Annotated in this window: 18 protein-coding genes and 1 tRNA gene; 6 read left to right on the top strand and 13 right to left on the bottom strand. The window is 40.3% G+C overall.

Features of this window, described 5'->3' with window-relative positions:
• Nucleotides 1-5: 5 nt before the first annotated feature.
• A complete protein-coding gene (locus EV194_RS09090) occupies nt 6-4,097 on the top strand; it encodes a hybrid sensor histidine kinase/response regulator transcription factor (protein ID WP_132433723.1) in 4,092 nt (1,363 codons plus the stop codon).
• Here the strand turns inward: EV194_RS09090 and EV194_RS09095 are convergent.
• The 7 genes from EV194_RS09095 to EV194_RS09125 form a co-directional block, all read right to left on the bottom strand.
• Nucleotides 4,094-4,894: a DUF3108 domain-containing protein gene (locus tag EV194_RS09095; RefSeq protein WP_243699372.1), complete on the bottom strand. Its 801-nt coding sequence runs from the start codon at nt 4,892-4,894 to the stop codon at nt 4,094-4,096. The genes EV194_RS09090 and EV194_RS09095 overlap by 4 nt on opposite strands.
• Nucleotides 4,895-5,081: 187 nt before the next feature.
• Nucleotides 5,082-5,777, bottom strand: a complete 696-nt coding sequence (gene tsaB, locus EV194_RS09100) for a tRNA (adenosine(37)-N6)-threonylcarbamoyltransferase complex dimerization subunit type 1 TsaB (protein ID WP_132433725.1) — start codon at nt 5,775-5,777, stop codon at nt 5,082-5,084.
• 116 nt (nt 5,778-5,893) lie between these two features.
• Nucleotides 5,894-7,228, bottom strand: a complete 1,335-nt coding sequence (locus tag EV194_RS09105; RefSeq protein WP_132433726.1) for a TolC family protein — start codon at nt 7,226-7,228, stop codon at nt 5,894-5,896.
• Nucleotides 7,229-7,388: 160 nt separating this feature from the next.
• Entirely contained in the window at nt 7,389-8,471 is a 1,083-nt protein-coding gene (locus tag EV194_RS09110) for an efflux RND transporter periplasmic adaptor subunit (protein WP_132433727.1), read from the bottom strand.
• 71 nt (nt 8,472-8,542) lie between these two features.
• Nucleotides 8,543-9,823 carry an ABC transporter permease gene (locus EV194_RS09115; protein WP_132433728.1) on the bottom strand — a complete coding sequence of 427 codons (1,281 nt, stop codon included), beginning with the start codon at nt 9,821-9,823 and terminating at the stop codon, nt 8,543-8,545.
• Between the two features lie 261 nt (nt 9,824-10,084).
• A complete protein-coding gene (locus EV194_RS09120) occupies nt 10,085-11,332 on the bottom strand; it encodes an ABC transporter permease (RefSeq protein WP_132433729.1) in 1,248 nt (415 codons plus the stop codon).
• A gap of 84 nt (nt 11,333-11,416) precedes the next feature.
• Entirely contained in the window at nt 11,417-12,151 is a 735-nt protein-coding gene (locus EV194_RS09125; protein ID WP_207915973.1) for an ABC transporter ATP-binding protein, read from the bottom strand.
• Nucleotides 12,152-12,786: 635 nt separating this feature from the next.
• Between EV194_RS09125 and pflB the strand changes: the two genes are divergently transcribed.
• The 3 genes from pflB (at nt 12,787) to EV194_RS09140 (ending at nt 16,723) form a co-directional block, all read left to right on the top strand.
• A complete protein-coding gene (gene pflB, locus EV194_RS09130) occupies nt 12,787-15,000 on the top strand; it encodes a formate C-acetyltransferase (protein ID WP_132433730.1) in 2,214 nt (737 codons plus the stop codon).
• Nucleotides 14,966-15,781 (top strand): pyruvate formate-lyase-activating protein, encoded by an 816-nt coding sequence (pflA, locus tag EV194_RS09135; RefSeq protein WP_132433731.1) that lies wholly within the window; start codon nt 14,966-14,968, stop codon nt 15,779-15,781. The genes pflB and pflA overlap by 35 nt, the downstream gene beginning before the upstream one ends.
• A gap of 159 nt (nt 15,782-15,940) precedes the next feature.
• Nucleotides 15,941-16,723 (top strand): formate/nitrite transporter family protein, encoded by a 783-nt coding sequence (locus tag EV194_RS09140; RefSeq protein WP_132433732.1) that lies wholly within the window; start codon nt 15,941-15,943, stop codon nt 16,721-16,723.
• A gap of 191 nt (nt 16,724-16,914) precedes the next feature.
• Here the strand turns inward: EV194_RS09140 and EV194_RS09145 are convergent, their stop codons facing one another.
• Complete coding sequence (locus EV194_RS09145) at nt 16,915-18,972, bottom strand: M16 family metallopeptidase (protein ID WP_132433733.1); 2,058 nt, start codon at nt 18,970-18,972, stop codon at nt 16,915-16,917.
• Between the two features lie 17 nt (nt 18,973-18,989).
• The gene (locus tag EV194_RS09150; RefSeq protein ID WP_132433734.1) at nt 18,990-20,315 is read right to left on the bottom strand and encodes a M16 family metallopeptidase; all 1,326 of its coding nucleotides are present in this window, start codon (nt 20,313-20,315) and stop codon (nt 18,990-18,992) included.
• Between the two features lie 367 nt (nt 20,316-20,682).
• Here EV194_RS09150 and EV194_RS09155 point away from each other — a divergent pair, with 367 nt between their 5' ends.
• Nucleotides 20,683-21,150, top strand: a complete 468-nt coding sequence (locus EV194_RS09155) for a DUF6452 family protein (protein ID WP_132433735.1) — start codon at nt 20,683-20,685, stop codon at nt 21,148-21,150.
• Nucleotides 21,110-21,790 (top strand): DUF6048 family protein, encoded by a 681-nt coding sequence (locus tag EV194_RS09160; protein WP_207915975.1) that lies wholly within the window; start codon nt 21,110-21,112, stop codon nt 21,788-21,790. The genes EV194_RS09155 and EV194_RS09160 overlap by 41 nt, the downstream gene beginning before the upstream one ends.
• Nucleotides 21,791-21,946: 156 nt before the next feature.
• Here the strand turns inward: EV194_RS09160 and EV194_RS09165 are convergent, their stop codons facing one another.
• The 4 genes from EV194_RS09165 to EV194_RS17015 all read right to left on the bottom strand — a co-directional run.
• Complete coding sequence (locus EV194_RS09165; protein WP_132433737.1) at nt 21,947-22,735, bottom strand: HAD family hydrolase; 789 nt, start codon at nt 22,733-22,735, stop codon at nt 21,947-21,949.
• 460 nt (nt 22,736-23,195) lie between these two features.
• Nucleotides 23,196-23,507, bottom strand: coding sequence for a GIY-YIG nuclease family protein (locus EV194_RS09170; RefSeq protein ID WP_132433738.1), 312 nt, complete (start codon nt 23,505-23,507; stop codon nt 23,196-23,198).
• A gap of 54 nt (nt 23,508-23,561) precedes the next feature.
• A tRNA-Asn gene (locus EV194_RS09175) sits at nt 23,562-23,638 on the bottom strand.
• Nucleotides 23,616-23,817, bottom strand: a 202-nt coding sequence (locus tag EV194_RS17015; protein WP_207915977.1) for a hypothetical protein, incomplete at its 5' end; no start/stop codon positions are given. The genes EV194_RS17015 and EV194_RS09175, both read right to left, overlap by 23 nt.

Raw genomic sequence — 23,817 nt, forward strand, 5'->3', positions numbered from 1 at the left:
TTAATTTGAAGAGACTGATCTACATATTGCCACTATTTGGAATAATTCTCTCCGAGAGCACTTTCAGCCAACTGGTCTCACAACAGTTGTTTTTCCGACAATTAACCACTGATAACGGACTTATCCATAACAATGTATATTCAATTGCACAGGACAGGGACGGCTTTATCTGGTTTGGAACAGAAAATGGTCTTCAACGTCATGATGGGGTGGATTTCAAAACCTACCGGTATGACCCTGGTGACAATAATTCAATACCTGGAAATGTAATTTATGCCATACATAAAGACCTAAGAGGTCATCTCTGGATTGCAACCAATTCAGGTTTGGCAAGATACAACCCCGCTAAAGGGAATTTTGATAGAATTGGATTAATGCGAGATAGTAACAATCAATCGGAAGTTTTATATAGTTATTACGTTCCTGCACTGGCAGAAAGTGCAGATGGTGTTCTGTATGTTAGTTGGGGAAATCATGGAATATGGAAGCATAACCAAAAAGAGGATTTGATGGAACCCGTTACAATTAAGAGTCTTAACGGAGACAGGTTTTCCCTGGGTAATATTACCGTCATGCACTTTGATAAATACAATAGGTTATGGTTAGGCTCAAGAACACAAGGTCTTTTTATCTATTGTCCTGATAAGAATACAACATTGAATTTTAGAGAAGGTCAGAAGAATTCTATAGGATCAAATCTGATTTTTTCAATAAATGAGGACAAATCTCACCGCGTTTTCGTTAGTCATAATAAAGGTTTGGATATTTACTGTAAAACTTCTGAAAAATTTACTGCATACGAACCTTCCATGAGTGAGCAGCCATTTAACGGACGTTGGATTTGGCAAATAGATTCTGATCAGAGTGGCAACCTATGGTTTTGCAGTAACGATGACGGACTTCATAAAATGATTGATGCAAATCTGAACTTTAGAAGCTATTTCCGTGATGAAACCATACAAGGTTCTCTCAATGATAATAATGTGCAATGTTTTTTCGAGGATCGGCAAGGAAACAAGTGGGTTGGTACACAAAGAGGCGGGGTTAACTATGTTTTAAACAGCAATCAATCAACATTTGTAGCTGTACAAAGAAATCCATTTAATAACATCACTTTATCCAGCAATCGGGTTACTGCGCTAAGTGAATTAAATGATTCCATTATAATAATTGGAACCGATGGTGGCGGAATTAATTTCTTCAATCGTAATACTCACAGAATAGTCTCTCCAGATGAATTCGACTATTCAATTTGCAACGCACCAGATGTCATTCTGACGATCCATGTAGATGAGAAAAAACAAATATGGGTAGGTGGATTTTTGACAGGGATCAGGATTTATCCAAAAGGGAATGCTAAGTTTACAACATATCTTAATAAGGCAGATGACCCAGGTGCTCTGTCTCATAATGATATCCGACAGATATACAAAGACTCCAAAGAAAAGATTTGGATAACAACGAACGGGGGAGGACTTAACCGGTTTCTGAGAGATGAGAAACGTTTTATTCACTACCTTAGCGATCCCTCTAACAACCAAACAATAAGCAGTAACTATTCACTAACCATTGTTGAGGATCACACTGGTCGCCTTTGGCTGGGTACCTATGAGGGATTATGCCGAATAGACCCTATAACCGGGGAAATTCAAAGATTCTCAGAGAGTCAGAATCTGATAGGGGAGTGGGTATATGTCATATATGAAGATTCAAATAAAGAAATTTGGGTTGGAACAAATATGGGTCTACATAGGTTTAACAGAGACCGTGGAGTATTTCAAAACTACACTTCCAAGATAGCTCTTCCGGGAGAAATAATTACCGGAATTATAGAGGATTATAGCCATAATCTATGGATAGCCACCTCTAATGGTCTGGTAAAATACAACCCTGCAAGCAGTTCAACCATTCATTTTTCCAAACTAGACGGACTCCCTGGTAATGCATTTAATAATGGTGCTTCGTTACGAACATCCGATGGAAAGCTTTTGTTTGGAACTTCAGAAGGATTGGTCTATTTCGATCCAAATAAGATTCGGGAAAACATAGATCTTCCTCAAATATTTATAACAGAATATAGTCATGCACCAGAAACAGGAAAGAGATCCCATATCAATAATGGAGAAATCATAACTCTGAGCCATCATGAGGCTGCCTCTGTTACCTTTTTTTTCTCAGCATTGAATTTTATTAATGCTTCTAAAAATAATTACGCATATAAACTAGAGGGGCTCGACAAACAATGGAATCAGGCAGGAAACCAAAAGTATGCCTCCTACACTAACTTGTCCCCCGGAAAATATCTGTTTACAGTTAAGGCTTCCAATAACAACAACTTATGGAATGATGAGGGTGCATATATCTATCTTAATATTACTCCTCCATTTTGGAGAACCAATGTTGCCTATTTACTGTATTCAATAGTTATTGCTCTTCTTTTATTACTTATTTGGAGATACTCTTTTTTAAAAGTTACTTATGCAGGACAGTTAAAAATTCAAAGAATTAAAGCCCAGAGAGCCGAAGAAATTGCAAAAATGAAATCGGACTTTTTTATTAATGTATCTCATGAATTAAGCACCCCGTTATCATTAATTATAGCCCCCGTTGAAAGATTGTTGAAGAATGAGATCTATGATAAAAAAATGCTCATAAGCATCCAACGAAATGCTCATAACCTTCTCAATCTTATTAATGAACTTATTGACACCCAAAAAACGGAAAATGAAAATCACAAGAAAGAATATTTAATCAGTGATTTAAATGAATTTATAAAAGTTCTGGTTGATGATTTCCGTGAAAAGGGATTTGAAAAGGATATATCATTTGATCTAAGATGTGAGAGTAATACACTTTTTTTCAGGTTTAATCCTGAAGAGATGAAAAAGGCATTGTCAAACCTGATATCTAATGCCATTAAGTACAACCGTCAACATGGACATATTGTAATCGAAGTTAGAGAATTCCATTCTTTAAAAAATGGATTACATAACTATATACAGATCATAATATCGGACACAGGGTATGGAATACACCCAAAAGATTTGCCGTTTATATTTGACAGATATTACAGAGCCACGTCTGGCATGATTTCAAAAAAAGCATCTCATATAACTGGCTTCGGAATAGGCTTGTATAATACCCGAAAGATTATAGAAGCACATAATGGTTCCATACAGGTAAATAGTGAAGAGGGCGTCGGGAGTAGTTTCTTAATTAATCTACCTTATGATAAAATTTTTGGACAAAGCAAAACACCTAAAAGAAGCTCAGTAAAGCATACCATTCAAGAGTTGAAAAAACAGGAAAAATGTGGCAAAGAGAGAAAAAAGAAAAAACACTCCGTTGTCATTGCTGAGGACAATGCAGAATTACTAAGTCTCCTAAAAACTATATTTGAATCAGATTACGATGTATATCCTGCTGAGGATGGACAAACTGCATTAAATTTGGCAACAAAACTTCAACCAGACATTATAATAACAGATATAATGATGCCCGGAATAAATGGAATAGAACTTTGTCAACGGCTAAAGTCTGACATTTACGTCTCACACATTCCAATAATCATGCTTACGGCGCTTAATACAGGGGACACAATAGTTAAGAGCTATAAACTTGGAGCCGATGATTACATCGCCAAACCATTTAATCCGGAGGTGCTGATAGTGAGAACAAAAAACATTATTCAATTGAGAGAACTGCTAAAGAGAAAGTTTGTTACCGAAGTGAAAGCAGAACCTTCAGAAATCACATTTACCTCAAAAGATGAGATTTTTCTTTCTTCGTTGGTAAAAACTATAGAGGACAATCTTGATAATCCTGATCTCAATAATGAATTTTTGTCATCAGAAATGAACATGACCACCATGACTTTATATAGGAAGGTTAAATCTCTTACAGGGCAATCAATAAATCCGTTTATAAGAACAGTTAGACTAAAGAAAGCTGCCAGTCTTTTAAGAATTGGAGAAATGACAGTTCAGGAAGCTGCTTTTTTGACGGGATTCAATGATATTAAATATTTTCGAAAATGCTTCCAGAGGCAGTTTGGCATCAACCCCTCAGAAACAAATATTCATTGTAATGTAATCTAATGCACAATACTCGAAAAAGGATGCTGCAAGCCACGGAAGCTCTCCAAATCGCAAACAAAAGCACCAACCCTTAGGTTAAAACGGATGCGAATGGGGACACGATTAGCATCACGTGTGATCCATACATGCATGTCATCTTCGGTCTTAAAAGCGCGTCCAACCTCTGTAACAGGCGAGAATTTATAGCACTCCACTTTACCAAAACGCGTATTAATCACCTCAATTCCTCTGTACCGGATGCGCAGCGGAAACTCCTCGTCGGAGAAGTAGGTCATGAATTCCATCACCTGGCCTTCAACCATATCATCGTTAAAATGATGCTTGCGGGCAACATAGAAAGCAGCTACAATGTCATAAATGTTTGGGTAAACGTATTTCTCACCAGTGCGCTGACTGATTATAAAAGTGGAATCAGACCCATGATCAAACAGCACCTCATTATATCTGCGGTAACTGCCTTCTCTTACATTCCGTATGGCCTTAACGGGAAAGTCAGTTTTGGGGTCGATAAAGCTCTCGTAAACATTACGAACCCGAAAAACCCGGTCGGCCAAACCTACTGTATTTGCAGCTCCTACCAAGTGATGGACATGTCTGCCATTTAAAATAGTATCCTTTACTGATAGAACTCCACGACCGCCGGTAATAAACCCGTAGGACATGATATAGTGTAACTCCTCTCCGGGGCCGTACGCCGGTCGGTTCTGTGTTTTAGGTGAATTGCTTGCTGATGCAGTATCAGACATAATGGCCATCAAAAAAATGATGATGTATAGAATAGGTTTAATTGTGCCCATGTGCATAAGATTTTAGTGAATACTCACATCACAATGATCTTTGGTTCACTGTTTATCGTATAACAATCCAAATCATGATTTGGATTGTTAATATCTGTTATACAAAATATGAGCCTTTCTTGTTTCAGGAATAGAAAAAAAGAAGAGATAAATTGCTTGAGAGTTGATTTAAAGATTGTTGCAATCTTTAAAAAACTTTGCGTTTTGGCACCGTTACCAGAAAATCTTTTAAGTAATACGGCTCAAAATAGGCGACACTTTCAAATTTATTATCCAAAAATCTTTGATGCGCAAGACTGGCCATTTCTGCGGCCAGGGGCATCACCTCATCATCGGGGAAGATGGCATTTGAATGGCGTATGACTCCACGACATTTTACAGCTCCGTTTCCGGCAAATATGATCCGCGACTGATCCAGATGTTCTCGGTAACTCTCTTCAGTAATTATTTCAGCCTCTGTGTTTCGGATTCTCTCAAGTCTGCTGTTGTACAAAGCAGAGTAAACCTCCATTCGTCTGGCATCCAACATGGGACAGATAAGGGTGTCGTCAGAAAACTCCTGATGATGCAAAACCATGGCTGCCAATATTTCTAAAGTGGGAACCGAAATCAATGGTTTGGAGGCTCCGAAGCACAATCCCTTTGCAACAGAAACCCCTATTCGCAAACCGGTGTAAGATCCCGGCCCACTGCTAACAGCCACTGCATCCAGATCTTTGATTTGCAGATTTTGATTTTTCAGTAATTGTTCAATAAGCACTGTAAGCCTGGCAGAATGGGAGTTGGGAATATCTTCCCTCAATCTGGCAATGGCGATACCATTTTCTGAAAGAGCTACAGAACAGGTTACAGCAGAAGTTTCAATACACAAAATCAAAGCCATAAAATCATTTTTGGATGCACAAAGATAGAAAAAGAATTGTTGAGAGAGAACATTAAAAAATTAGCCCGGTTTTAAACCGGGCTAATTTTTTAATCAAGCTAAACATCGACAATCTGTTATAATTCGATGGGATTTCCCTGGTAAAACTCCAGAATCTTCAATCGCAAAATATAGGAATATTTTGCCTGTATATAATCAGATTCAGCTTTCATCAACTCTGTTTTAGCCACATTATAATCAACAGGATTAAGCAAGCCTACATTGAATCTTTTTTCAGTGTACCTGAATGACTCCTGGTAGGATTCAACAGCCGTTTGGCTTGCCAGATATTGACGAAATGCAGCTTCTGCATCGGCATATGCCTGCTGTATTTCTTTTCTAAGTTGTTGCTTTTGGCGATCCAGTTCAAACCTGGCATTTTTTACACCTAAATGAGCATTTTCAACGCCGGTTCTGGCCTGAAATCGATTAAAAATCGGAATGGCCAAGTTCAGACCAACGTAACTGTTGGCATTGTCTCTGAACTGGCTCCCGAATGAAGGATTCTCAAAATCTTTAACCGACACATAATTGGTTCCCCAACCCATCTCAAAAGAGAGCGTTGGTAACATTCTCCCCTTGGCAATTTCAACATCCAGTTCACTGCTGGATAGACGATGCTCTGAAGCCGCAATTTGTGGCATATTATTGATGGCGTACTCAAGAACGTCGGCTCTTTCTACCAGTTCAGCACCTGATAATTCGTCCAATACAGGTTCTTGTATATCAAAACCTTCAACCACCTCAAGATCCAAAGCCTGAGCCAGATCAAGCAACGATAATGCAACGCTGTTTTCTAACTGCGTGATGTTTAATACTTCCCTTGCGGCCAAAGAACGCATTTCAAGGAAGTTTCCTTCAGGAATGCTTCCGGCATCCACCAAGCGACGGGTTCTTTGCATCTGTTGTTCAATTACCTCGTATTGCCTTTTGGCTGCCTCGAGCAGCTCTTTATCAAACAAAATCTGAAGATATAGAGCTGTGATGTTCAAAGTCAGATCATTTCTGGCACGATCTACATCCTTGAGCGCAGCCTGCCAGTCTGATTGATTTCTTTCAATGGTATTTCGTCTGGCAAACCCTTCAAACAAAGGAGTTGATGACCCCACATAAAAGTTGGTGGTATTTGATGTAATATCCACAATTCGCAGGTTAACCTGATCCGTAGTACGTCCGCGTGTTATACGGTGGGATGAACCTGCATTCAGATTTGGATATAACTCATATCTGCTCTGTGTGTATTGATTCCCGGCATACTCAGCATTTAAGGATTGCTGTTTTATGGAGAGATTATGTTCCAATGCGTGATTGATACAATCCTCCAGGCTCCATGGTGCAGAAGTCTCATCTGCATTGGCATAACCAACAAACAACAGAAAGCTGCTTACCAGGATGGGATGTATAAACTTCATATTCAATGTATTTAATAATTACCAATAATTTGATCGTTTGAATTTTGAATGCTAAATGCTGCACAAATTCCATCTTCATCTCCAGTTTAAAGATCTTCAACGTTCAAACGAACCATGACACACCGACAAGGGGAATACATCCTTGCAGATGAATCAGTGATTAAATCCGTGGAACTTTAACTTTGTCGTTTTCACTGACTCCTTCCTTAATTTCTATATTGAGGCCATCAGATAGACCTGTCTTTACCACTCTTTTTTCAAAAGTCTGCGGAGCTGTTTCTATCTCCACGAAAATGGAGTCCCCATTAAACTGTAAAACCCTTTCTGTAACAGCCAGAACACTGTCACGACGATCAAGAACGATGTCGGCATTGGCACTGTAGCCGGCCCTGATAAAACTCCCTTCTTGTAATTTAACCGCTGCTCTGATTTCAAATTGTATGGCACCGCTTTCTTCCTGACCTTTTGGTGATATATACTCCAGATAAGCATCAAAAGAGTCACCCTGAAGTGCTCCAATTGTAAGCAAAAGGTGCATCCCTTCGCTGATACGTCCCACTTCTGTCTCGTCTACTTTTCCTTCAAAAATCATTTCATTCATATCGGCCACGATAGCAATTGTGGTGCCCTCGTTGAATGCGTTGGTTCTGATAACTGAATTTCCTTCCCGTACAGGAACATCCAGCACCATTCCATCTATTGTTGAACGGATCAGGGTATTGGTTTGAGCACCCATTTTCCGGGTTACTCCTTCCTGAATCAACTGTAAATGATTGTCCGCAGCATTGAGATCCTCCAATCTGGTTCTGTATCTCAACTCTTCGGCTTCAAATTCAGAGCGGGCAATAACATTCTGTTCAAACAACCCCTTTTTTCTTTCGAATTCAATCCGGGCATTTTCATATTCCAGTTGAGCTTTGTTCAACCGGCTTTCTGCCGCATTGACTTCAATCATTTCAGGAATGATCTGAATGCGGGCAATCAAATCACCCTCTTTCACACGATCTCCCGGATCCACATAAATTTCCCTTATAATTCCGTTCTCCTGCGGTTTAATGGCAATTTCGCGTCTTGGAATAACAGACCCCGTAGCCACCGTTTTGTTTATTATATCGGTGGTAAAAGGTGTTTCTGTGTCAAATACAACAGGGTCAGATTTTGATTGCTTGTAAAGATATACAAATACCCACAAAACAAGGCCTACAAATACTAAAAGGCCGAGAATTTTAAAAAATCGTTTCATTGTTATGGCGTTTTAACAGGTTTTTCAAAAAAATATTTATACTATTCGATATTTTATATTTAGATCTGTTGCTATTCATGCCGAAGCGCTTCAATAGGCTTGATTCTAACTGCTTTTTGGGCAGGAATTAATCCTGCTATTAATCCGGTAATTATTAGAATGATCAGAGAAGCCACCGCCATTGTAACACCTATTTCCGGATTTGTGAAAAACACTTGCTCATCAGCAGGCATTGATGCCTGTGCATGAGTTAATGCTGTGTCAACTCCATGCAAAACTAAAGTTCCAAGCGAAAGTCCCATGAATCCGGCAAGGGTGGTTAAGAATACTGATTCGGTTAAAATCTGAGAAACAATGGTCCATGGACGTGCCCCTATGGCACGTTGAATCCCAATCTCTTTGGTTCGTTCCTTCACCACAACAACCATGATGTTACTGATTCCAACTGCTCCGGCTATCAATGTTCCAATTCCAACAATCCATATCAGCATGTTGATTCCAAGGAATAGATAAGTCATGGTTCGAACCATTTCTTCCACATTGAAATGACCAATGGCATCGTTGTCATCAGGTGCAACTGAATGGTTGTTTTTAAGCACCGCCATTACCTGTTCTGCGGTTTCAGCAACACTATGACCATCTTTGGCGGTGAAGCCAAAGTAGTGAACCCTGTCACCGTAGTTATAAACCTGCTGCATGGTGGTGAAAGGAACATAAATGCTCTCACTTTTATTACTTCCAAGCTGTATATTTGGATTTAATGTTCTGAACACTCCTACAACCTGAAAATAGACACCACTCACTTTCATATACTGCCCAACAGGATCTTCTCCACGTTCGAACATCACTTCGTAAACGCGTTCCCCTATGATACAAACCTTGCGACGTAAATGAATATCCATCTCATTTATAAACCGTCCATGAATCATTTCACTCGGATCTATGAGGTTATATGCAGGATAATCTCCGTTAACAGTGAATGAACCACTTCTCAAACCCCGGTGTACATTCTCTCCCTGTGAAACATCCCAACCTTGCAAACGTGGCGCAATTACGTCCACACCCGGAACTTGGTCGCGGATAATTTCCATGTCTCTGTTGTTAAAATTCCACCAGCGTCCTTGCCGAAATCCTTTATAAGGTTTCGTTGTATTCTGAGTCCACATAAATGCGCTGTTGGATGCAAAATTTGCTGTTCCTTGGGTAACGCCATTAACCAGGCCGTTACCGGAACCGGTCATAACAACCAGCATAAATATACCCCAAAACACCCCGAATGCTGTCAGGACACTTCGTAACTTATTCTGCTTAATGGCAATAAATATCTCCTGCCAACGATCTTTATCAAACACAGTTTCACTTTTTTAATAGATAAATAGATCTAAAACTTAGTAACTGTTTAAATCTAGTTTCTAAAGAACTCTATAGATTATAGAACTTTAGAATTTAGACAGATAGAATAGTTAAGAAAGATGATTAGACACAACTGGTTTTCTATTTTGTCTTGTCTATCGGTCTAAAAATCTATTCTATTTATTCGATACAAATTTAAACGGTCTTTTATACGTTTTACACAAATGAGGAATCCTACATTCCGAAAGGATATTTACAAATTACTCATCATGTAGTGCTTCTATTGGTTTAATTGCGGCAGCTTTTCGTGCCGGAATAAACCCTGCAATTAATCCCGCAGCAATAAGGATTAATGTAGCGGACACAGCCACTCCAAAATCCGCCGATGGGTTATAAAACATCCTGTTTACCATATCGTTACCTTCCGCAATGCCCATTAACACCATATTGGCTAAGTGTAATACGCCCATTCCAAACAAAAGACCAAAGAATCCTGCTACAGCAGTAATAAATACCGATTCGGACAACACCAAACGGATCACACTCCATGGGGTTGCTCCAATGGATTTTCGAATGCCAATTTCGCGGGTACGTTCTTTCACAAGAATAATCATGATGTTGCTTACTCCAACAATTCCGGCAATGATGGTCATAATCCCAATTACCCATACAAACATGCGAATTCCTGCGAAAACCCCTTGCGCCTGTCTGAAATGTTCAAGTGTATTCCAGATGAAGATGGCACGGTCATCGGTTTCAGAAAAGCGATGGCGCCTGGCCAGCAGAGATTTTATTTCCGATTCAATTTGTTTGTTTTCCTCAACCGATGTGGATGCCGTGGTTATGGCCAGGTTGGCTAATCGGTTGGCTCCGCCAAACACACGCTGCCCGGTACTGATAGGAATAAATGCCTTTCTTGCATCCTGGTTCTGATAATCGTAAAAAGTTCCAACAACCTGAAAAGGGACACCACCTGCCTTAATATATTTTCCCATAGGATCCTCGTCCTTAAAAAGAACATCTACAATGGGTTGAGACAATACGATTACTTTCCGATAGTTATCAATATCCAGGCGATTAACGAATCGCCCTTGTTGCATATCCAAAATTTCGATTCCGTTATACTCCGGCATAACTCCGGTAATGGTGTATATTCCAAATTCATTTTTATAGGTAAGCGGGGCACTGCTCCTAAGATACATTCTTCCGGAAATGTTCTTAATGCCGGCAAGTTCCCTTTTAAGCATGTCATAATCTTCATTGGTAAACTGTATGCGTCTGCCTTTTCCCAAACCTTCATATGATTCACCGGTTTCACCACTATGTATCCAAATAGCATTGGTAGAAGACCCCCGGAAATTATATTCCATGCCATTTTGCAGTCCTTTTCCTGAACCAAGCAACAAAAGCAGCATAAAAATTCCCCATGCCACGCTAAAACCGGTCATGATGGCGCGGAGCTTATTTTGCTTCAATGTGCTAAATATTTCTTCCAGATAATCAATCATAATATAGCCTGTTTGTTCTCTAAAACATTACAGATGATAAAAGTGGTACTATACGAAATTGCATTTTAATTCAAATCAAGGAACTCATCGCTGCTCTAGCAAAACACCAGCAGAAACCTCATTGCTGAAGTTATGGTTTACCTCATTCGATTCGATGATTCCATCCCGCAATCTGATGATTCTTTGCGTCTGTGCTGCAATCTCATTTTCGTGCGTTACAATGATTATGGAGATCCCGGTAGCGTTGACTTCCTTAAGAATCTCCATGACCTCTTCGGAGGTAACCGAGTCCAATGCTCCGGTAGGTTCATCAGCCAAAATAACCTTTGGTTTTGAAATGAGAGAACGTGCAATGGCCACCCTCTGCTTTTGACCACCCGATAATTCGGAAGGCAAATGATGCGCCCATTCTCTTAACCCAAGCTTTTCGAGATATTCAAGCGCAATCATATTTCGCTTTTTGCGGCTTACCTTTTGATAATAGAGCGGTAAAGCCACATTTTCCATGGCATTTTTGAATGATATCAGATTGAAAGACTGAAATACAAAGCCGATGTATTTATTCCTGAAACGTGCTGCGCGTGTTTCGCTCATCTTTTCAATTTTTATCCCATCCAGGTAATATGCACCAGCATCATAGTTATCAAGAATCCCAATGATATTAAGCAATGTAGATTTTCCGGAGCCCGAAGATCCCATAATACTCACCATCTCTCCCTGCCTGATATCCAAATCCACCCCTTTCAATACATGAAGCGCATTGCTTCCATTCACATAAGACTTGTGCAGAGTTTCGACACGAATGATACTGTTATCCATTGTATAAAAATTAGCTGGTTGTATAAAAATGCGAAAAATACTTATCAATGATCAGACCAAAAACTTTTTCATCCTGATTTTGTGATAAATAACAAATTTGAGAAGATTCAAGAAAATATGATAATTGTCTGTTTTTGAACAGGAGGTGTACGTTTACGAACAATTTGTAAAGATAAACCAGAATAAATTTCATTGCAACTATGCTCGTTAGATTTTAAAGAAAATTCCATTTAGAATTAATCCCAACCTATTTTAGAGGTTGTTGGTATGGCAGCATCACCTGATATTGGCGATTGATTGACCAAATATTTGACTACAGCCCCCTTTAATTTACAATTAATTCTTCCTTTGATGCAATCAGAAAAATTATAGGAGAAGATTTTCAAACAGGACTATTAAATCTTTTTAAGTTTAAAAACCCTATAAACAGGATGTTTATAGTTAAAAAATCAGAAAATTGATGTCTTTGGACATCAATTACAGAAATAAATCTCTATATTTGCAATTGCAATCTCGAGATAGCAATAATTGATGCTTTATGAAATGTTCGTTTGATAACATTTTTTAAATCTTTAGTTTCTCAGTTTGCAATCAACAGAAAAACAACAACATTCAATCACCAAAAACCTAGTATCATGTTTAAATCCGGCAATTGGGAAAAAGCGATAGACGTTCGTGATTTTGTGCTGAAGAACGTTCGCCCCTACGACGGCGACTCACAATTTTTATGTGAAGCCAGTGAACGCACCAAACATTTATGGAACATCTGCCTGGATGCCATTTCAAAAGAACGCGCCAACAACGGAGTTCTGGCAATCGACACCGAAACCGTTTCGGGAGTGACCTCGCACGGCCCCGGTTATATTGATAAAGATAATGAAATCATAGTTGGTCTTCAGACTGACATGCTTTTAAAGCGTGCCATGAAACCATATGGCGGAATTGCCGTGGTTGAAAAAGCATGCGAAGAGCATGGTGTTGAAGCATCAGAACGTGTAAAAGATATTTTCAACAATTATGCAAAAACCCATAATGATGGGGTTTTTGATGTATATACGCCTGAAATTAGATTATACCGCTCTTTGGGTATTTTAACCGGTCTTCCTGATAATTACGCCCGTGGACGCATCATTGGTGACTACCGTCGTCTGGCTCTTTACGGAACCGAAAGATTGATTCAGGCTAAAAAACTTGACATGTTATCACTGGTTGGCCCCATGACCGATGAACGCATCAGATTGAGGGAAGAGGTTGCTGAACAAATCAAAGCGCTTCACCAATTGAAAGAACTGGGTGATATTTACGGATTGGACTTGTCTCGTCCTGCAAAAACTGCACAAGAAGCTGTACAGTGGGTTTACATGGCCTACCTGGCTGCCGTTAAAGAACAAGACGGAGCGGCCATGTCTTTAGGAAATGTGAGTTCATTTCTGGATATATATATAGAAAAAGACATTGAGGAGGGAAAAATCACTGAAGAATATGCGCAGGAATTGGTTGACCAATTCGTGATGAAACTTCGGATGGTTCGCCACCTTCGCATGGAAGCATACAATGAAATTTTTGCCGGCGACCCAACATGGGTAACCGAAGCCATTGGCGGTAAATTGGCCGATGGACGTCACAAAGTGACCAAAACTTCGTTCCGTTTCCTTCAGACATTGTACAACCTTGGGCCATCGCCCGAGCCAAACATGACCATCCTTTGGTCGCAGGATTTGCCCGAAGGATTCAAAAGATTTAGTGCCCAGGTTTCAATTGATACGTCATCCATTCAGTACGAAAATGATGACTTGATGCAATGTACCCGCAACAGCGATGACTACGGTATTGCCTGCTGCGTTTCGTTCCAGGAGATTGGAAAGCAGATTCAATTCTTTGGTGCTCGTACCAACCTGGCTAAAACTCTGTTGCTTGCCCTTAACGAGGGTCGCTGCGAACTGAGTGGCAAAAAAGTACTGAGCAACATCCCAAAGCTACAGTCTGACACTTTGGAACTGGGTGAAGTGATGGATAATTTCAAATTGGCCATGAAAGAAGTGGCAAGAGTTTACAATGAGTCCATGAACATCATCCACTACATGCATGATAAGTATTACTACGAAAAAATGCAGATGGCTTTGGTGGATACCAACCCAAAAATCAATCTGGCATACGGAGGAGCTGGTTTGAGTATCGTTGCCGATTCACTATCTGCCATTAAACATGCAAAAGTTACTGCTATTCGTAACGAAGAGGGACTTACCACCGACTTTAAAATCGAAGGCGATTTCCCTTGTTATGGAAATGATGACGACCGCGTGGATATTTTTGCTAAGCAGATTCCTTCCTATTTTAACGGTTTGCTTAAAGAACTGAAAACCTACAAAAACGCGGAGCCAACGCTTTCAATATTGACCATTACCTCAAACGTGGTATATGGACAAAAAACAGGCGCAACACCTGACGGAAGAGCGCTTGGAGTACCTTTCGCCCCCGGAGCAAACCCTATGCACGGACGCGACAAAAGCGGAGCAATTGCATCTTTGAGTTCGGTTTCGAAAATTGATTACCGAGACTCTTTGGACGGCATCTCCAACACCTTTAGCATTGTTCCAAAAACGCTTGGTGCCACACAGGATCAGCGTACTGAAAACCTGGCTTCCATTATGGATGGTTATTTTGCCAAAGATGCCCATCACCTCAATGTGAACGTGATGAACCGTGAAATGCTTGCCGATGCTATGGAAAATCCTGAAAAATATCCTCAGTTGACCATCCGTGTATCAGGTTATGCCGTGAATTTTGTAAGACTAACAAGAGCCCAGCAACAAGATGTTATTGCAAGAAGTTTCTTCGAAACCGTATAAGAGGGTACAAACCCACGCAGCCTGCACAAGCAGGCCGCGTGTGGCGCCTGCCCCAAAACTGAGAGTTCATTCCGTTGAATCTCTGGGAACTTATGATGGGCCCGGTATTCGGTTGGTTATTTTCCTTCAGGGATGTAATCTCAAATGTTTATATTGCGCCAATCCCGATACCATTGAGTTTGGAGGAGGCACCGAATATGAGTTAGACAGTCTTGTTCAAATGGCTCAACGCCAACGTCCTTTTTTCGGAAAAAAAGGAGGAGTTACCGTTTCAGGTGGTGAACCTTTGATGCAGGCAAGAGATTTGGTTCCTTTCTTTCAGAAACTACAAAAAGAGGGACTACACACTTGTATTGATACCAACGGAACCATTTTAAACAACAACTCCAAAGAGTTGTTGAAACATACAGATTTGGTGTTGCTGGACATCAAGCACATCGACAGCCAAAAACATCTTAAACTTACCGGAAAGCAGAACGACCGCACATTGGCTTTTGCTGAATACCTGGCATCTGAAAACATCCCCACATGGATAAGATATGTTTTGGTGCCCGGATACTCCGATGATGAAGAGGATTTGCATAAAATGGGACAGTTTCTTGCAAATAAGGGAAACATCGAGAAATTGGAAATTCAGCCTTATCACAAACTTGGCGAACACAAATATGAATCGCTGGGATGGAAATACCAACTAACAGACGTTCCGTCTAATACAGAAGCACAACTTCTAAAAGCCAAAACCATTTTTGAACAGTATGTAAAAGAAGTGGTGATAAACTAGGCACTTTTAAGTTCAAAATCATACTTTTGCGGATTGGATTGCGGGGCAGAAACAGGATAGATTCATCAGAGGGAAAAGATTTTTTGACATCTGAGTCTCTGTCATTTTTTCGATCTATCTAATTTTCATATATCAAAAACGCTTAAAGACAAAATTGAAATGTCTTATTTTACTTCAAAGGAGATTCTGGCTGAAGTTTACGATGCTGCTTTTAAGCGGAGTAACTCTCCCGTTTCAAAAACCATTGTTCTTTCATTTTTAGCAGGTGCCTACATTGCATTTGGCGGACTGCTTTCTATTTCTATTGCGGGTGGCATGCCCGAAATAGCTGCACAAAATCCCGGCATACAAAAATTTGCAATGGGAGCAGTTTTCCCCTTGGGACTGATGCTTTGTGTGATAGCAGGTGCCGACCTGTTTACCGGAAACACAGCCTATTTCATTCCCCCCGTGGCATCCGGAAAGATCTCGGTTAAAGCCATGTTTAAAAACTGGGGAATTGTTTATGTGGGAAATTTCATTGGCTCTGTTTTCGTTGCCTGGGCATTGGCTTATCATACCGGCATTTTTCAAAGTGAACCATGGCTGGGATTCTTGCACGGAATTGCTGATTATAAAACTTCTGCCACGTTTACTTCTGTTTTTGTAAAAGGGATTGGAGCCAACTGGCTGGTGACATTGGCGGTTTGGACCGCCTTTGCCGCTCGTGATATTCCCGGAAAGATAATGGCCATTTGGTTTCCGATCATGGCGTTCGTTGCCATGGGGTTTGAACACAGTGTGGCCAACATGTTCTATATTCCGGCAGCCATCTTTCATGGAGCTGATATTACCTGGGGAGAATTCATTACCAGCAACCTGATTCCTGCTACACTTGGCAACATCGTTGGTGGTTCATTCTTTACCGGAACACTTTATTGGTTTGTTTATGATAGGGAGTAAAGGGACGAAAGGTGGGAAGGTAAGATGGTAATAAGGTGAAAAGGTTATTTGTTAATGGTTTATTGTTCAGGGTTTGAAGTTAACGATGGGAAAACATTGAAACTAAAACTTCAAACTTCAAACATTGAAACTAAAAATAAAAAAGGCGCAAAGCATAAACTTTGCGCCTTTTTGTCTTTGCGTTTGTGATGCTATAAAGCAAAAACTTCATCATCAATTCCGGTGTTCACTTCAATGGAATCAATGGTTATATCAAATGTTTGTGGTCCGGCGGTTTGTCGCATAACGGACGGGAATTTAACACCATTAACCTCTTTGTAATCTATAAAAACAGAGATAACAGTCCCCTGCATACCAGTGCTCACTTCTCTCAATTTTAAGCCGGTTTCCACGCTGTAGTAAAGACTCTTGGTGTTTTCTCCATTGCTCAACACATTGATTCGGAAGGCTTCCATTCCTTCAACGTTTTCCACTCCCACCAGCTCAATTTCAGCATCGGGCTTTAAAAGTGCCTGTTCTGCAAACAAGGCTGATGCTTTCTTCATCTCTTCGAGCATCTCACCTTCCAGGCGCTGTTCTCCCATTGGGGATACAATCAGTCCGTTTTCACCATCAAACACCTGTTTTGTAACAACATTTCCACCCATCAAGGTTTCCACCAACATTTTATTTGGCGCTTTTTGTTGGGTTATCATATTTAACTGCATACCCTGAATTGTAAAACTGGCATGCATTTTCACATCTTCTACGGCATTCACCGCATCATGGCCTCCAATGGCTTCCAAATAACGCTCAATGACTTCAACCGCATTGACGTCTGTCACTTCTCGGGGGCCGGTTACAACATCCCCATAAAAATCATATTGAACCACCTCACCAGTTGGCGAAAATTTGCTTAACGGCTCCCGGATTTTATCGGCTTCTCCAACAGCAAGTATGATCACGTGATCGGGATGCAGATATTTATTAGCCATGGCTTTGATGTCCTGTGGGGTAACTGCAGCCACTTTTTCCAGATAAGTACGGTAATAATCAGAAGGGAGATTATAACGTTCAATGTTGAGGGCAAAACGTGCCACGGTTTGAGGATCTTCAAGGGAACGGGAGAAACTTCCGGTGAGAACATTTTTCATCAAATCCAGCTCCTCCTCACTCACCAACTCTTTGCGCATTCTGGTCATTTCATGTAAAATCTCATAAACAGCACTGTCGGTAACCGAAGTGCGCACCTCTGTAGAAGCGGTAAAGTGACCGATTCTTTTGTCGGTGCTCAAACGGGAGTATGCACCATAGGTAAACGCTTTATCTTCCCGCAGGTTTTGAAATAAGCGTGCGTTAAAGGAGCCGCCACCCAAAATCTGATTCATCAGCGATGCTTTAATGGCATCGGGATGACCAGGGGTTAAGTTTACTGTATGCGTTACATTAATGGTGGACTGGTTGGCTCCCTCCCTGTTGGCAATGGCAACTTTAGGTTGCTCATATTTTGCAGGATCATCATATTGGTGCGTAGGAACATCTCCTTTTTTCCATTTTCCAAAGTATTTTTTTGCTTGCTTTTTTGCCTCTTTCAGGGAAATGTCACCAACAATTACCAGATACCCCACATTGGGTCGGAAATAGGTTTTATGGTAATCCTTTAAAAGATCCACCGTGATGTTTTCCAGGGTCTCCTCAGATACCAATTCTCCGTATGGGTCATTTTTTCCAAAGCGCAAAACATTGGCTACATTAGCAGCAATGGATCCCGCATCTGATTTATTGGCTTGCAATGCAGAACGCATCCTCAGGATGCTTCGATCCAGTTCTTCCTGTGGGAATGAGGGGTTCATAACCACGTCTGACATGATTTCAAGTAAAGTTTCACTGTGCTTTTTCAGCGAACGTGCATACATGCCGTCTGAAAAGGTATTAAAAGTAGCACCTATAAAATCAATGGCTTCATCAATTTCACCTTTTGTACGATTGGCAGTGCCTGAGCGCATGAGCGAACCGGACAAAGAAATGTAACCTACAGCATCGCCTTCCACTATGGGATCGATTTCCAGGTTCAGACTATAAGCTACAAATGGGAGTCTGTTGTCTTCAACCACAAAAACCTGCAAACCATTGGATAGCTTAAACTTCTTGTACTCTCCTATATTGATCTGCGGAGCCGGACCGGCCGAGGGCGGAATGCTTCTGTCGAGCTGAGCTAGCAGCCCGGTGGTAAAACAAATTGTAAGAATGGATAATATGATCTTCTTCATTGTATATCAATTTTCTATTATCTTTTTGGTAAATAGTATAACACCACGCGGTTATCGGAACGGAAATATTCTCTGGCAACTCTTTGAATATCCTCACGGGTTACTGCCATATACTTTTCCAATTCCTTATTGATGAGCGATGCATCGCCAAAGTAAGTGTGATATGTGGCCAGATTATGAGCGCGCTCAGCAATTCTGGAATTCCCGCCAATGATATCGTTTTCAAACTGATTTCTCAGTTTTTGGAACTCCTCTTCGGGAATCAATTCGTTGCGAACCTTTTCAATCTCAATATTCATGGCCTCCTCCAAAACATGAGGTTCTATTCCCATATTGGCAAAAGCATAAGTTAAGGTTACCGTTGGTTCATTGTAAGGCAGCGGAAAAGTTCCTACCTGAAGTGCCAACTCCTGATTATCTACAAGCTCCCTGAAAAATCTTGAACTCTGCCCGGTTGACAGCAAAGTACCCAGCATATCGATGGCAAAGTAATCTTCGGTATTTAGAGCGGGCGTGCGGTATGCCTGCAGAACCAGAGGAATCTGCACATTATCGAATATGGTATCGCGCACCTCAGCTTTTAATGGAGGCTCAATGATGTTAGGTCGATAAATCTCTTCGGTTCTCGTAGGGATATCACCAAAATACTTCTCAATAAGAGTACGTGTATCTTCTTTTACAATATCTCCGGCAATTACCAGAACAGCATTGTTTGGGACATAGAACATATCATAGAATTCCTGAAACTCGTGGTCTTCAGCAGCCATGATGTGTTCAGGATCTCCAATGGTGGTCCACTGGTATGGATGTTTTGTGAATGCCCGTGCCATGGTTTCAATCAGAATGGTTCCATATGGCCGGTTGTCATACATCTGTTTACGTTCCTCAATCACCACTTGTTTTTGGGTTTGGATTCCAACGGAATCAACCGATGCGTGGAGCATCCTTTCCGATTCCAGCCACAATCCAAGTTCAAGCTGGTTGGAAGGGAGAGTCTGAAAATAGTAGGTTCTGTCGGCAGAAGTGTTGGCATTGAGGGTTCCACCTGCCATTTCTACAAACCTTGCATACTCGCCGCGGGGAATATGTTTGGTACCTTCGAACATCAAATGCTCAAAAAAGTGTGCAAACCCGGTTCTGTCCGGACGCTCATGCTTGGAACCTACATCATACATTACAGCCACTGTTACAATAGGAGTGGCGTTGTCCTGATGTAAAATTACATGCAGGCCGTTGTCCAGGGTAAATTCCGAGAACTCAATCCTCCCGGATTGAGCATCCACCGGAAACATGGCGATGAACAAGCCAAGAAAAAACAGTAATAACTTTTTCGTTTGCTTCATGTTAAATAAAAATTTGTTTTAATAATTTGGTTGGGATATTCAAAATTTCCAAGTTTTCAGACTTGTAAAATTAAATCATTTGAAAATGGTTTTCAACCAGAAAATTGAACCTATGATGAAAGGGTTCTATAAAATGACAAAGGGGGAAAAAATCATGACAAATAGCAGGCCACCAATTGTTAAGTTCTATCTTTTAAATGTTTGAAAGCTGTAAACGATATTGAATTCAATAATATGTGTTCGAAACCGAACATGTGCGTGCACGTATTCGGACACACTTTAACGCATCGAATAAAAACGTCATGATGTAATAAGGCACTCTCTGATTTTATTTTTACTTTTGCCATAGTCATTAATGCAGAAATTCATGCTGAGACCATTTAAGTTTTTATTTATTATTCTATTCGTTGCCATGATGCTTCCGGCATCATGCACGCAGGATCAAATCTGTTTGTCGAACCAAAGTGCCGTTCAGGTGGAATTGGTATCTTTTCATACTAACAGAGATACTACTCTGGCCGGCACCACCATTTTTGGTCTTGATCGCTCCAGTGAAAGAATCTACGACAGCACCAGCGTATCGCGACTGTTTTTACCGCTCTCCTTTTCATCTGATACCACGGCCTTTGTAATTTCAAGCGACAATTATCTGGATACCATTTGGTTCAGGCATCAAAGTGAAATGGAGTACATTTCAAGAGAATGTGGTTTTACGTTCAACTTTGAACTGGATACCATCTGGTTTACAAACACTTTTATCGATTCTGTTTCGATCATATACCCCCTGATTAATTATGGAGAAGATTTTCAGAATGTTCAAATATATATCTATTAGTTTTTTCCTTTTGATTTCTACGGCCACAGCCGCACAAATCAACATGGAAAAGGTTCCCCGCGATCCACAGGGATTTACCCTCGGCATTAATCTGGCAGGACCTTTTAACCGGATAATGGATAACGATCGTACAGGGATTTCTTTTCTTACTCGGATTAATGTGGCCGAGGATCTCTTTTTTCGTGGTGAAGCAGGCTTCGAAAATGTCAGTTTTAATCAGGATGCCTATTCATACGACTCAAACGGCACTTTTCTAAAAGCCGGGATTGAGCTCAACTCACTTTCCAAGCGAGAGCCGGGAACACATGCCCATCTTTTGTTTGGTATTGCATACGGAATGGCCATACAAGAGCAAAGTGCGTCACGATTTACCATTGAAAACAGTTACTGGCCGGACTTTGTTGATCGTGTAGGTTCTCACACTGTAAATACCCATTGGGTTGAACTATCGGGAGGCCCGAGGATAGAGGTTTTTCAAAACTTATACCTTGGCTGGAGCATTCACCTTCGGGTTTCTGTCTTACGCGACAATCCCGAAATGCTTAAGCCATACTACGTGCCCGGATTCGGAAATGGAGATAACAGACTCAACGGAGGTTTTTCTTATACCATTGAGTATCTGATTCCATGGAAGAAATGATTAACTAGTTTAAAAAAAGGATAAATATATTGTATTGACAATGGATGAATCAATCTATTGCAGTAGAGATTATTTATATTAATTAACCCAATTTTACTAATTCAGGTGTCTATTATTTATTATAAATGGCTCCCGAAGCCTCGAGAGCAGTTCTTTCTATAGAATATTTTTCAAAACCCTCAAAACACCATTCTCATTATTGTCGTACTCAGTTATAAAACGGGATGCTTTGATGATTTCCGGATGTGCATTCTTCATGGCATAACTGTGCATTGCTGTTTGCATCATTTCCAAATCGTTAAGGTAATCGCCAAATACCATGGTCTCTTCTGGTTTAATGTTGAGCTTTGTCTGGATGGTTTCAATGGCTTTACCTTTGCTGGCTGTATTATTAAACACATCCATCCACTCTTTCCCTGATACTACAACTTTGAGTTGGCCATTGCTGTGTTTCAAAAAATGTTGATAGCTGTTCTCTTCAGCAATTCTGTAATCGAACATGCCCAATTTTAGCACGGTATCTTCTACCTGTGTTAAATCCTTTACCAACTTCAGACGACCATAATACTTGCCGGTTTCCTGCACAAATTTTTCATTTGTACACTCAATATAAGCGCTGTTTTTACAACAGAGCACGATTTCAGCATCATTAATCTCCCGGCCTGTTTTTATTAGCTCCGTTGCATGACCAAAATCAAGTGAATCCACATGTATCTCTTCGTCCCGATGGCGAACGTAAGTCCCATTTTCGGCAATAAACAGCGTTTGATGCCTGATGGCATCAAACATATCCTCCATGGTGTAATACTGCCGGCCACTGGCCAAGGCAAATAGAATTCCTTTATCAATGAGTTTTTTATGAATCTCCCAAAACTCTGTCGGCAACTCCTTTTTGTCATTTAATAATGTGCCATCCAGATCAGATACTATCAGTTTTATATTCATTGTAAATGTGTTAATCAAAAAAATAAGATTCCTGTTATTACAGGAATCAGCGAAATTAACCAACCTTGTGTTGGGGAACAAATTAATTAACCTTGTTTATGTAATTTTTCTGATATAGAAACATTTAGTCCTTAAAACAAAGACAAACTGCTTCTATAGCAGAATAGTTCAATGCAAAAATGAAAGACTTCGGAAGACAGGTACGAGGTGTTGTTGACATGAAGTTCTTCCTCCATAAATTGTGTAAAATTTATGTTTACCCAACTTTTGGTAGTGATCCTAGATCATGGGGTTAAATTTTAGGGTAAAAAAAATCCTACACTTAAAAAAATGTAGGATTTTTGGCTCCTCAGGTAGTCCCGAGCATTCGGGATGAACCGGAGCATGTCCCGATGAAATCGGGAACCTACGGATTAATCCCGAGTACTCGGGACCGCTCTAAGCAACCGATAGAGAACTATTATTGCGACTTAGAAAGTGCCGAACTCATAAGTTTCTCAATAAATTCTATATCCTTCTGATTTGCAATGAGTGATTCTATAAAATTTCTTGATTTCTGCTGTTTGATAAATCTTTCTAGTTTCATGGCTTCCCCTCGATCCTGAGACACCTCTATATGTGCAACAATTCGCCAAGGTAAATATTTTGAAGTATACTTGGTCTGAACCTCTGGATTGTTGTGTTCATATAACCGCTTTTCAACATTTCCGGTATGACCAATGTAATAACGATCTGAGGTGTCGGAATACAAAATGTAAACAGAGTAGATCATGGGGTTAAATTTTAGGGTAAAAAAAATCCTACACTTAAAAAAATGTAGGATTTTTGGCTCCTCAGGTAGGACTTGAACCTACGACCTACGGATTAACAGTCCGCCGCTCTAACCAACTGAGCTACTGAGGAATATTGATTTCATTAAATTATTATACTTGCTTGGTTTATCTTTATAAACCGGATTCCTACGGATTAATCCCGAGCACTCGGGACCGCTATAACCAACTGAGCTACTGAGGAATATTGATTTCATTAAATTATTATACTTGCTTGGTTTATCTTTATAAACCGGATTCCTACGGATTAAT

Source organism: Natronoflexus pectinivorans (assembly GCF_004345615.1).
Taxonomy (GTDB): domain Bacteria; phylum Bacteroidota; class Bacteroidia; order Bacteroidales; family Marinilabiliaceae; genus Natronoflexus; species Natronoflexus pectinivorans.